Origin of the sequence: Microcoleus sp. N9_B4, assembly GCF_036701635.1 — a bacterium.
In the GTDB taxonomy this organism is placed as follows: domain Bacteria; phylum Cyanobacteriota; class Cyanobacteriia; order Cyanobacteriales; family Microcoleaceae; genus Microcoleus.
In genome coordinates this window covers 24454-37092 of record NZ_JAUBRC010000058.1, presented here as the reverse complement: position 1 = coordinate 37092, position 12639 = coordinate 24454, and the positions used below count along the sequence as shown (strand labels likewise).

The following is a 12639-nucleotide window of genomic DNA, read 5'->3' as shown; positions in this document are numbered from 1 at the left end:
CAGTCAACAGTCAACAGTCAACAGTCAACAGTCAACAGTCAACAGTCAACAGTCATTCCGGTGCAACCGGAATTGATATAATCTAAAATCTAAAATGGTATGAACTATTTGGGCAATGCAAAATCAGTTCAGGCATTAACGGTTTATGAGGTGTGGCGCGATCGCTTCCTCCGAGATCGGCTGCGCCCTGCTGTCGGAATTGCCATCTTTTTTGCCTTCACAATAACTGTCTATTTTCTGGGCGAAAGATTCTTTGCTGGACAGGAGTTTAAAAGTGTTTATTTGTACACTAGCGCTGCTGTAGAATTGGGTTTGTTGACCTGTTTTGTGTTGCAAAAAACCTCCTTCGGACAGCGCTATCCCGGTTTGCTATTTTTGGGTTTTTCGTGGTCGCTGACGGTGGTTGTACAGCTTGGGCTAGCTGTCGCACAAGCCGGGGAATTACCAATTTTTACCTGGAGTTTAGCGTTTCTGATCCAAGCTACCCTGATGCCCGTCCGCTGGCGTCTCCACCTGATTTCTCAACTCGGCGTTTTGTTTTGCCACGTCGGGATAAATTTGGTTTTAAATCTAAGTTTTGCTAAGTATACTCCTTTTAAGTTGACCGGGTTGTACTTATATTTGTTTTGGTTTTGTTTGATTTGCGATTTGTCGGTTTATTGGTACGAATGTCTGCAACGGAAAGAGTTTAGTACCAGGCGTGAGTTGGAATCTGCTTACCAGCAGTTGGAGGCGGCGGAGGCGAAGTACCGCAGCATTTTTGAGAATGCCGACGAAGGGATTTTTCAAAGCACTCCCGATGGCCGTTATATTACTGCAAATCCAGCTTTGGCGCGGATTTACGGCTGCGATTCCCCGGAAGAAGTGACGGCAAAGTTTACTGATATTGAGCGGCAGTTGTACGTCGATCCGGCTCGCAGAAATGAGTTTTTGCGATCGATCGAGGAAAGCGGCACAGTATCGGATTTTGAATCTAAAATTTACCGCTCAGACGGCAGTATTGTCTGGATTTCTGAGAAGGCGCGGGCGGTACGGGATAGCACCGGCGCCGTACTTTATTATGAGGGTTTAATTGAGGATATCACGCAGCGCAAACAGGCACAAGAATCGCTGCGGCTGTTTATCCACGCTCTTTCTCACGACTTGCGAAACCCGGTAGCGGGAATGTTAATGGTGCTGAAAAATTGGCAAACGAAAACCGGGGATTCGATCGCAATTCCCCGTTCTATTTTGGAGCGGATGATTCAAGGTAGCGAGCAGCAATTACGGTTGATAAATTCGCTGTTGGAAGTTCACGCCGGGGAATTGCGCGGTTTGGTTTTACACTGCGAATCGGTTGAGTTGAGAACGGTAGTTGAAGCTGCGGCGACAGATTTGGAGCCTTTAATGAATGAGGGTAAAGCTACTTTTAAAAATTTGGTGCCGGATGATTTGCCAGCCGTGAATGCTGACAGAACTCAGTTGTGGCGTGTGTTCTCTAATTTAATAGCTAATGCTTTGAAACACAATATGCCGGGACTGAATTTAACAGTTTCGGCTCAAGTAATCAAGGCGGGGAAATTAACTATAAATCAAAGCACAGCAAAACAAGACATCCACAAATTACCGATTACCAATCCACAATCCCCCATTACCAATCCCCAATCCCCAATCCCCAATCCCGGAAGTATGATGATTTACTGTACCGTGGAAGATGACGGGGCGGGAATATTGCCGGAACAGTGCGAACATCTTTTTGACCTTTACGTTAGGGGCGATCAATCCCGAAACTCCGTCGGTTTGGGTTTGGGTCTATATCTTTGTCGGCAAATTATTGGTGCTCACGGCGGCCAAATAGGGGTAATTAGCACTCCCGGTGCTGGGGCTAGTTTTTGGTTTACTTTGCCGCTGGCTGAGAATTTCCGGTGATTTTTTGGTATTTAAAATTACATTTAATCGAGCAATCGTGCCAGATATTTAGAACGTTATTAATTGCTGAAACCCTTGCGAAATATGTTTCTTATTTCTGCCTGTGGCTATTCTTTTGTGGTGCCGTCGCAGGTGATTTTTGAGTGGTTCAAGCCAAATCAGTCGCTCAGACTATTTCGGTCGGACTATTGATATTAATTTAAAACCGTGGTATAATTAGCAAAATGTTTTTTAGAAAAAAATAATTTTCCGATATTCATATTTTCTTTAGAAACATCATTTGATCTAGAAAATCTCTAAAACTAGATAAAAAATATGCAATTTATGTTTATCGAGCAAAGCTCAGAAAATACACCTAAAGACGATGCAGCTAAGTACGACTCAGCTAAATATAACGAGCGGTCGTTCTCAACTTTAATTCGGACGCTCCGTCTTTCCCAAGGTTACTTTTCTTTCGTTTTAGTCAACTGCAACTCGCTGGCTTTGCGGCAGCAAATAGTCGATCGACTGCAAGTAAATTGTCCCGTGCAACCGCGGCAACTGTTTTTGCCCGAATCGGCGACAACTCTCTACAGGACAATCGCTGCAGAAATAGACGGGGAAAAGCCTCCAGCTTTAATGATCCTCGGTTTGGAATCAGTGGAGGCGATCGATCGATTGCTCGTTTCTACCAACCTACTATGCAGCGAATTCAGCAAAACATTTTCGTTTCCCCTCGTCTTTTGGGTGACGGATGAGCTCCTGAGAAAAATCATTCGCACGGCCCCGGATTTATACAATCGGATGACGACAATTAGATTCATCAGTAATTAGTCAGTTGTCAGTTGTCAGTTGTCAGTTGTCAGTTGTCAGTTGTCAGTTGTTAGTTGTCAGTTGTCAGTTGTTAGTTGTTAGTTGTCAGCAGTCAACAGTCAATCGATTTTAGATTTTAGATTTTAGATTTTAGATTTTTAACAGTCAACAGTCAACAGTCAACAGTCAACAGTCAACCGTCAACCGTCAACAGTCAACCGTCAACAGTCAACAGTCAAGTGTTAAATTCCGCTTCCCAAATCAGGACTAATTCCCGCGCCGCCGCAGTTCCCTCAGCAGGAAAACCTGCCAAAAAGTCTTTATCCGCCCCCACGTCGTAAGGCCCTTCCTTAAACTCCAAAATCACAGTATCCTCTGTCAAAGCTACTAACGTGTGAATAGTGCCCTCTGGCAGTTCGACAGCGCGAGTCGGGCCCGCCGCGCTGACTCGCAACGATCGCAGGATTTGACCGTTTTCGTTCAAAATAACAATACCGACTTCGCCTTGAATCACCACAAAAAACTCAAAACCGTTAACGGCAGGCGGGCGTAGGTGTTGGTGAGGGCGGACGTAAGTGCCTGGTTGCAACACGTTGACAAACCGCTGCACTTTTTCAGACAAATCGTGGAAATTGTAGTTTTGTCGCTGGCGGGGACTGCGACGCGAGGAAGCGGCAACTTCGTCTAGCAATTCTTGCGTCAGCAATTTGATGGGAGGGGGCTGCACAACAGATATCCTGTATTTTATAGTTTTTGAACAAATGGGCTAGTCTGGGATCATTGTTATCAGCATCTCTTGACACATGGAAATCGCAACTCAGGTGCGTATCACTAAGGCAATGCGTTTGTCAAGTATCTTTAGAAAAAGTATTAGCCCGATCGCCCTTTTGACTATTCTAGTCTGCGCCAATACCGTTTTTGCATCTGAACCGACGGCGGCAATGTTGGTTCAGCAGCAATTCTCACAACAGCAACTTAAAGAAGAAATTCGCGATCGAGTTCAAGAAGAAGTTGACATTGCTTTCGGGCGCACGGCGGTACTGCTTAACGGGCTGGTAATTGCCCTAACTTTGTTTCCGACAGCAGCCGGAGTCGGGGTTTGGTTTCTGTTGGGCAAATTGTCCAAGCAGACAACAATTGCTCGCCAAGAAATTGAAAGTCTGCATTACGATACAATCTCTCAATTAAAACTATTAATTTCTGACGCTGAAACTATCTTAGGCGAAATTCAACACCAAAATCACTCGGCAGAGGCAGAAACAGACCTTTTATTCCCCGATGCCCAAATTCAAGAATTTGCTCCGGTTAACTATGGCAATTACCAACAGCTATTGACTGCCGCCGACTATGCTAAACAGGGAGATGCTTGTTTCTTTGAAAACCGTTATGAAAATGCGATCGCAGCTTACGATCAGGCCCTGCAAATTCAGCCGGATTTAGCCGATACTTGGAACAACCGGGGAGTAGTGCTCACGAGAATGCAGCGGTATCCAGAGGCGATCGCCTCCTACGAACAAGCTACTACAATTCGCCCGAATTATCCCGACGCTTGGAACAATCGAGGCGTGGTATTGTTGGAGTTGCAGAAGTACCAGGAGGCGATCGGCTGTTACGAACAAGCAATTCAAGCCAAACCCGATTATGCCGATGCTTGGAACAACCGAGGCGTTGCTTTTTCCAAAATGCAGGAGTACGAACAAGCAGTAATTTCTTACAATCAAGCCCTACAAATTAAAAATGATTATACTGACGCTTGGAACAATCGAGGCGTTGCACTCTCCAAATTGCAAAAATACGAAGCGGCGATCGCTTCCTACGACAATGCTGCTAAAATTCGACCTGATTTTTACAGAATTTGGTACAATAAAGCCCGATGTTATGCCCTACAAGGTAAAATTGAATTAGCCATTGAAAATTTAAAGCGCGCCCTCAATCTCAATCCGAATGTGTGTAAAGAGTTGGCAAAAAGTGAAGCTGATTTGGAGAAGATTCGCGAACACGACGCATTCAAGCAGTTGATTAATTGAGCGAAACTAAGTAGATGAGTGGGAAAATACATACAGCAATACGCTTGGGTTAAAACTGTTTCTTCCCCGGAGATCCCCCTAAATCCCCCTTAAGAAGGGGAGTAGGGGTTGACTTTGAGTAATACCAATTTTAAAAAAGAATGCAACAGTATTCTTGTTCCCCCCCTTAGCAAGGGGGGGCTAGGGGGGGTCGAAGAGTGTTGCACGATTTTAGAGAAATGGTATAAGTTCTTGTCCCCCCCTTCTTAAGGGGGGCTAGGGGGGATCGGGCTTAACTGAACCGTATTGCTTCATAAACCGGGAATCTCCTTTAAGTAGTCAAAAGCGAGTCAAACGAAGCTATTGGCTTTCGGTTCGGGCAGTTGTACATTCGGTTATACAGCAAGGTTTATTTGTGCCTACCTACTTATAGCAATCCTAAATGATTATACTCGTTACCAGGCTCTGCCTGGTAACGCATATCCGGAGGCTCTGCCTCCATAGTCTGGGCCGAGGCAGAGCAAGAGTGACATCGGTTCCCAGGCAGAGCTTGGGAACCAGTTAACCAGTTATTGAAACTGATTTAGGATTGCTATATATCAAATCCGTTAGCATCGGAATAGTAAATTCGAGTTGACTGTTCACGGCGTCAACAGTCAACCGTCAACAGTCAACAGTCAACATCATAAGGAGTGTAACCGGAAATGATATTACTTCTGTTTAATTACAACCAAAGTAATGTCATCAAATACTTTTTGTTCCCCGATGTATCGCCGCACGTCGTCAATCACAGCTTCCTTGATTTCTGCTGCTGACTGTTCCCTGTTACGGACAACAACTTCAATCAATGGCTCGATACCGTATTGATTTTTCTTCATATTAAAAGCTTCGGTAATTCCATCTGTGTAGAGTATGACAACATCCCCCGAATTCAACTGTATTTCAGTAGAAGCAATGAAATCGGCAATATCTGCTTCCAAGGCGATGGGAAAGCCTAACTCGATGGTATCAATCCGCTCTACTTGGCCGCCGTCACGCACGACAATCACCTCTTCGTGCTGTCCGCTCAAATGCAGGGTGTTGTCCCGATATTCTAGCAAAGAAAGGCTCATATTTTTACCGGAATCCATGCGCTCTACGTTGTCAAAAAGCGTTTGGTTGACTGTCTGCAATAATTTAACTGGGTCGGTTTCCTTGTGAACCAGCAAAGTGCGAATTGCTGTTTGCGCCATAATCATTAACACGCCGCTTTCTAAACCGTGTCCTGTCACGTCGCCGATGCCAATTGTGGCTTTACCGCCGTGATTTAGTACGTCGTAGTAGTCGCCACCAACTTCATCAGCCGGTTCCATGAATGCAGCAATTTCTAGCCCTGCAATTGACTCTAATTCCTGCTGTTGAGGCAAAATCATTTGTTGCAGGCGGCGGGTTACGTCTAGTTCGGCACTCATACGAAGGTTTTCTACTTTTAGCCGTTCGTTCAAAACCAATATTTCTCTATTAGCTTGGGCTAATTGTGCGGTGCGTTCTTCTACTTTTTGTTCTAGGGTTTGATAAAGTTGGGCATTTTCTAAGGCGATAGATGCCTGGGAAGATAGGAGTTTTAAAACTTCTATGCGCCCTGGGGTGAATACTTTTTCTGCCAGGTTGTTTTCTAAGTAAACTACGCCCATGAAGCGACCTTGATTGATGATGGGAGTACAGAGTATGGATTTGGTTTGACGGGCAACAATATAGGGGTCGGCGGCAAACATTGCCTCGGTGGTAGCATTGTTTAAGACGGCAGGTTTTTTGGTTCTTTCTACATAGTTGATGACGCTGATGGGGAGGATTTCGGGGAGGGGCAGATGGGGGATTTGTGAGAGGGTGATGTTGTCGCCTTCGACTTGTCCGACGGCTTCTATGGTGAATGTGTTTGAGTGTTTGAGTAGCAAATATCCGGTTTGTGCGCCGGCATTTTCTATGGCGATTTTAATTAGTTTTGCTAGCAACTCACTGAGGACTATTTCACTAGAGATGGCTTGGGCGGCTTTGAAGACGGAGGCTAAGTCAAATCCTTCTGAATTGCCGCTGCTGGTGATGATGGTGGCTAAGGTGAGGCTGGTTTCTGGGGGTTTTTGAGCGTTGATTTTGGCGAAGAATTGCGGATATCGGGTTTCTAAGTCTTTGACTTTGGCTTTGGCTCCCCAGCGGATGTAGCAGTAGTATGCTTCTAGGAGGAAGAAGCGGGCGATGTTTTCTTGGCCGCGAGTTAGGTGAAATTCTCCGGTGAGTTCGTTGGCGAGGGCTTCTTCTTGGGTGTATTGCTGTTCTCTGGCCCCGGTGATGGCCGCATCGTAGAGGGTGATGGCTGCGGGGTAGTCTCCTAAAATTCGCGCTTTTTCGGCTTCTATTAGGTCGTATTTGTGTTGGTAGTTGGCGGGGCAATTGTTGGCCCAATGTCTCATTGTTTGTTGATTGGTGGCTACTTGTTCGAGATATTCTCTCTGTTCGGTTTCGCTGACGTGGGGATATTGAGCGAGGAGGCTGAGGGAGTAGTAAAAGTTGAGTTGTGCTGTAGCTATCAGACCGCTAACAGGTGCTTTATATTTATCTGCTTGTCGAGCATTCTCAACGGCAGCTTCGCGTTCTTTAAACAAATATGAAAGGAAGGTTTTAAAAGCGTATATAGAAAATAAGATATAATAATTATTTATTTCTAATGCAGCTTTAAGAGCCTCTTTTTCATTATATTCATTGCCAGTTAACTCAGTTGGTCGGTTTGAATGACCCAGCAAATTTAAAATACACTGGCGCGTCTTACTTAAAGTTTCAATAGAATAATCTTGTTTAAGATTTTGAATCACCAACAGATACTTTCGACTTTCAGATTCTAGAGATTCTAAGTCACATCCTGAATACAATTTATGATCGTGATACATTAAAATTGCATAGCAGCCACACTCTAAATTTCCGGTTTCTAAACCACTATTAAAAGCTTCTTGCAAAGAGTCTATGCTTTGCCTAAGATGGTCTTTCCAGTGTCTAATAAATGTGTTAAAGCACTGTAAAACAATTACTTTTGCTTTTATATTTTTGGCATTATCTTGCTCCAGTAATCTTAAAGATAACTCACCAAATCTATATCCTGAATCAACATCTCCAGCAGCAATCAAAAAGACACCATAATTAACGTACACAGCAGCAGCTAAAGGAGGATTTCCGTAAGTTAAACAGATATCTACCATTGCAGATAAAAACTGATATCCTAATGGCGGATTCATTATATGAGCAGCATTCTTAACAGTTAAAATAATCCGAATCACGGCAAACTGATAATGATCGGTCATTTCTGGAAGGTCGGCTAAATTCTCAATTTCTTTGTTTTTTTCGGTCATTTTGATAGCAATTTCCTGAATCAAATCTTCGGGAATTTCTGACATTTGAAACAGGAATAATCCTAATTTTTCTAGCACTTCTAGCCCTATCTTTATTGCTTCTGAAAGTCTATATTGAGAAATATAAGACTGTATTTTAACTTCGTAAACTTTTACTCGATCTAAAAGCGTTTTTCCCTCTTGCAGCACAACTTCTAAAAGCTGTTCCGCCTGTTCAAAATTACCGTTTAAATATTCAGCTTCTACGGTTTCCACATAGATAGGTAGGGTCAAGTCATAATCACTCTGCCAACTATCGGCAGCCAGCAGTCCCAAACTGAGATTAAAATAATTAACCGCCGCTTCAAAGGCGGCGGATGCTTTAGCTTTTTGACCGGCAATCAAGTTAAGTTCTGCTAACAGGTTTTTGTCTGACTGGGTGGTCAGTAGCGGTAATTCCTCTGTGGTTGTCTCTATGCCAAAATTCAATTGATTAACCAGGGCAAAAATATTGTTTTTGCGTTCTTCTGGTGTGGTATTTTGCAGCAGCAATTGACCGATTTGGAAGTGAGTTGATTTTTTTTCGGTTTCGGGAATCAGAGAATAGGCAGATTGCTGCACTCTATCGTGCAAGAATTTGTAATCTACTTTCACATCTTGCAGCCGCACTGATTCAGATTCCGACTCGACAAATACCAAGGGAATTTTGTAGGCTTCCGACAGGGGTAAAATCAAGCCCGCCTGAAGCGCTGGCCACAACTGCGCCCCCGTTACTAATTCTGATGCTTCGTTGACAATGGCTAAAATATCTAAGTTGAAAGTGTTGCCAATACAAGCGGCAAGTTTTAAGGCTTTTTGAGTAACCTCTGGTAGTTTTTGAATGTTTCTAGCAATCAGTTCGACAACGTTTAAATCGGTAATGCCAATGGCTTGGATTGCTTCGATATCCCATTGCCATTTATCGCTGCTGGCTTCATAATGCAGCAGGCTTTCCAAGGCGAGGGTTTTCAGCAGTTGGGTTAAAAAGAAAGGGTTGCCTTGGGTTTTGCTAAACAGGAGTTCTGAAAAGGATTGAATGCGTTTTGTGGCTGCGGATTCATTGAGAGTATCGGCAATTAGTTGGCTAACATGATTGATGGCTAAAGGTTGGACGGTGATGTTGTTGAGATTTGCCCCGGATTCGCGGATTTTTTCTAAGGTTTGAATTAAAGGGTGAGTGGGGTTGACTTCGTTATCGCGATATGCTCCAATAATTAACAAAAATTGGCTGTCAGAGTCACTCATCAGCAGTTGCATCAGTTTCAGGGAGGCTGCATCTGCCCACTGCAAGTCATCTAAAAACAGGACAACGGGGTGTTGGGGCTGACAAAAGACTTTGAGGAATTGTTGAAAAACTCGATTGAAGCGGTTTTGTGATTCTGTTGGCCCTAATTGTGGCACTTCTGGCTGCGAACCGATAATAAATTCTACTTCGGGGATGACATCAATAATGACTTGGGCGTTGGGGGTGAGGGCATCTAAGAGTTGATGTTTCCAACTGGCAATTTGTCCGGCATTTTCTGTGAGTAATTGGTTAATTAAGGCTTGAAAAGCGGTGATGATGGCTGAGTAGGGAATGTTACGGTTAAATTGGTCAAATTTGCCGGAAATGAAGTAACCGCGTTGGCGGACTATGGGTTTGTGAACTTCGTTGACAATGGCGGTTTTGCCAATGCCGGAATAGCCGGATACTAGGATCATTTCGGCGTTGGGGGCAGGCACGGGGGCACTGCCCCTACGGGCGATTTCTGCCGATTGTAGGGGCAAACCCCCCGTGGTTGCCCCATCCGGGTTGGCAGCATCGACCGATTGTAGGGGCAAACCCCCCGTGGTTGCCCCATCAGCGTTCGGGGCAGGCACGGGGGCACCGCCCCTACTAATTCTTTCAAAGGCGGCTAGTAATTCTATTACTTCCTGTTCGCGGCCGTAAAGTTTTTGTGGTATCAGTAATTGGCTACCTTTGTCGCGGGTGGCAATGGCAAAAGGTGCTATTGTTCCCGTAGCAAGCAACTGATTTAAACAACTTTCTAAGTCAAATTTTAATCCCGCTGCGCTTTGATATCTCTCTTCGGCGGTTTTGGCTAAAAGTTTCATTACAATATCAGAAATAACTTGGGGAATTTCTCTGATTTCACAAAGTGGTAAAGGCTGTTTAGCTAAGTGACAATGTATTAATTCCATCGGCTCGACCGTGGCAAAAGGTAACTGACCCGCCAGCAGTTCGTATAAAGTCACTCCTAAAGAATAATAGTCGGTTCGGTAATCTACGGAGCGGTTCATTCGCCCCGTTTGTTCTGGGGAGAGATAGGCGAGAGTACCCGCCAGTTCCGAGGGGTTGCTCACAGATTGATTCTCTTGTTGCAGGCGGGAGGAAATGCTAAAGTCAGTGAGTTTAACTTCGCCTGTGGTAGAGTTAATAATGATATTGCCCGGTTTAATATCTTTGTGAATAATCGAATGGCGGTGCAAATAATCTAAGGCATCTATTAAGACACTGGCAATTCTCAGAACTTCTGTTAAAGGGAAGGTTTGGTTAGTAAGTAACTGGTCGAGAGAGGAGCCGCCAAAATCTTCTAAGATTAGGGCAAAGCTATTGCGATAGTTTTCTAGGCTATAGACTTTGGTGATACTAGAACTGTCTAGGGGTTGGGCAATTTTGTATTCATTTCTGAGGCGGGTGACTTCTTCCAGAGTGGGGTACTCGGATTTGAGGAGTTTGACGATAACGGGTTGCTGGTCTGCTTCGCGGTAGCCTCGATAAACCAAACTTTTTACGCCGCTGTGAAGTTCTTGTACAATGCGATATCCGTTAAGTCCGAGCATAGTCCGTGCGCTAGTTGGTATTGTACTTGTTAATGATATTAACCTATCGGGAGTGAAAACCACTGTATCATCAAGAAAATCCGTAAAAATTCACATTTTGCACCACGATAAAAAAGCTGTAGGGGCTGGTTCGCCAACAATATATAACGATAACCAACAATCTAAATAAACCCGCCCAACCCCACCAATCGCCCACATCAACCAGAAATTTGCATCGAATATTACTATGTGGATGATGATTGTTCGTTGGGTGGGGCGGGTTTTCGAGATTGTTTGTTTTTGGCGATTATGGTTGGCGAACCCGCCTTTACAGCATTTAGGATGATACAATTCCCAGTCAAAGGCAAATGATATTATTTCTGTTTCTCAAAAAAGGGCGATCGCCAGTTTCCTAGACTCTGAAGTGTTGGGCTTTGGCGACTGTAAGCCAGGGCGCGGTCAATAGTTGCCGATCGAAACTGTAGAGAACGCATCTACCATACAATAAAAGCAAAATCTATATTTCCCGCAAAAGGGAGCTAGGAGAAAATTATGGCATTTCCCCAGGATTGGAGAAGCACTGGAACCGAAATATCTCGGTTGATTGCTCAGTCATGGTTAGAACCAGAACTTTACAACAGCTTGCTGACTCGACCCACCGCCACCCTCCGGGAGGCGGGATTAATTGAAGACTTCGTAGAAGTCCGCATCAATCAGGCTCCCGATGCAGTTCCCGTCCTTCTAGGTACTCAAGGGGAAACGGTGATTTATGTTCTACCCCTGCCTCCCAAACCTGACGATCTGACAGACGAACAGATTAGCAGTTGGATTGAGGGACGGACTGAGGGATTCCCACCGCTAACTTTGTGCGCCTGCTGATAAAGTCCCTTGAGCTTCCCCCAGGCTGCACCGGTAGCTTGCCAGTTTTTCGGCCCCGCTTGTCTAGTCGCAGCGGGACCGCTTCAGGAGAGTTGGTGTTTCTGGTGAGCGAGAGAGGGGTTGACAAGCGGATGGGACTGTTGTATCGTATCCGCATTAATTGCCCGAACAAGATTAGGTTGATCTAACAGAGGAATATAATTATGTCAGTTTTGCAACAAGATTTGACGGCAAGCGAACAGGAAATGTCAAAGGCGATCGCCCTGGCTTGGTTAAGTAGAACTCTCTAGTCACAGCGGGGTCGATCGAGGAGAGTTAGCTTTTCGGGCGATCGACTATATTTTATGTATAAGTTTAATTTTTTAAGATATGGAAACCGTAGGTATCGATAAAGATTGAGTGAGGAGGCGATCGCACAAATTGTTGATGAAACAAACGAATTGTGGTTTTCTGTTGCTAGTATTTGGGAAATAGGTATCAAAGTTGCGATCGGCAAATTGATTGCCACTGCCAGACCCGATCGATAGCTACATTAATGCCTATTGGTGTCAACTTAAGCTTTTAGTCCGCCAGTCCTCTCAGTCACCCGGTAGTCCGCCAGGGAATGAATTCCCTGTCTCATAGCGAAAGTCCTCTGAAAGAGGACTGAAGAACTCATTAGATCGGGTTCGGGTAACTGCTTGTAATATCATGTCCGGTCGATCGCTAGTAATACAAACCTTACTTATTGTAATTGTTCGATCGGACATGATATTAGTCCTCTTTGAGAGGACTTTCGCTTTGAGGCAGGGGTTTTAACCCCTGCCGGACTGTTGGTTGTACGTTAAGATCATTTGTTAATAATTATCAAGTATCTC

7 protein-coding genes are annotated in these 12639 nt (G+C 44.5%); 5 read left to right on the top strand and 2 right to left on the bottom strand.

The window, feature by feature from the left end; translation table 11 throughout:
• The first annotated feature begins 99 nt into the window (after positions 1 to 99).
• Both QUA43_RS26890 and QUA43_RS26885 read left to right on the top strand, forming a co-directional pair.
• Entirely contained in the window at positions 100 to 1908 is a 1809-nt protein-coding gene (locus tag QUA43_RS26890; RefSeq protein ID WP_333378171.1) for a PAS domain-containing sensor histidine kinase, read from the top strand.
• A 315-nt stretch (positions 1909 to 2223) separates the two neighbouring features.
• On the top strand, positions 2224 to 2721 hold the full coding sequence (locus QUA43_RS26885) for a hypothetical protein (protein ID WP_333378168.1): 498 nt from the start codon (positions 2224 to 2226) through the stop codon (positions 2719 to 2721).
• A 214-nt stretch (positions 2722 to 2935) separates the two neighbouring features.
• Here QUA43_RS26885 and QUA43_RS26880 read toward each other — a convergent pair whose 3' ends face one another.
• Positions 2936 to 3427, bottom strand: a complete 492-nt coding sequence (locus QUA43_RS26880; RefSeq protein WP_333378165.1) for a WbuC family cupin fold metalloprotein — start codon at positions 3425 to 3427, stop codon at positions 2936 to 2938.
• A 76-nt stretch (positions 3428 to 3503) separates the two neighbouring features.
• Here QUA43_RS26880 and QUA43_RS26875 point away from each other — a divergent pair, with 76 nt between their 5' ends.
• Positions 3504 to 4727, top strand: a complete 1224-nt coding sequence (locus tag QUA43_RS26875) for a tetratricopeptide repeat protein (protein WP_333378163.1) — start codon at positions 3504 to 3506, stop codon at positions 4725 to 4727.
• Between the two features lie 689 nt (positions 4728 to 5416).
• On the opposite strand, the gene QUA43_RS26870 is transcribed toward QUA43_RS26875, so the two are convergent.
• On the bottom strand, positions 5417 to 10924 hold the full coding sequence (locus QUA43_RS26870; RefSeq protein WP_333378160.1) for a protein kinase domain-containing protein: 5508 nt from the start codon (positions 10922 to 10924) through the stop codon (positions 5417 to 5419).
• Between the two features lie 531 nt (positions 10925 to 11455).
• Between QUA43_RS26870 and QUA43_RS26865 the strand changes: the two genes are divergently transcribed.
• Entirely contained in the window at positions 11456 to 11782 is a 327-nt protein-coding gene (locus QUA43_RS26865) for a hypothetical protein (protein WP_333378157.1), read from the top strand.
• A gap of 395 nt (positions 11783 to 12177) precedes the next feature.
• Positions 12178 to 12309: a hypothetical protein gene (locus QUA43_RS26860; protein ID WP_333378156.1), complete on the top strand. Its 132-nt coding sequence runs from the start codon at positions 12178 to 12180 to the stop codon at positions 12307 to 12309.
• Positions 12310 to 12639 lie beyond the last annotated feature (330 nt).

Bases quoted from the DNA above. Each gene is read 5' to 3' on its own strand.
- QUA43_RS26870 (WP_333378160.1), bottom strand. From the start codon at position 10,924: ATGCTCGGACTTAACGGATATCGCATTGTACAAGAACTTCACAGCGGC.
- QUA43_RS26885 (WP_333378168.1), top strand. From the start codon at position 2,224: ATGCAATTTATGTTTATCGAGCAAAGCTCAGAAAATACACCTAAAGAC.
- QUA43_RS26875 (WP_333378163.1), top strand. From the start codon at position 3,504: ATGGAAATCGCAACTCAGGTGCGTATCACTAAGGCAATGCGTTTGTCA.
- QUA43_RS26865 (WP_333378157.1), top strand. From the start codon at position 11,456: ATGGCATTTCCCCAGGATTGGAGAAGCACTGGAACCGAAATATCTCGG.
- QUA43_RS26890 (WP_333378171.1), top strand. From the start codon at position 100: ATGAACTATTTGGGCAATGCAAAATCAGTTCAGGCATTAACGGTTTAT.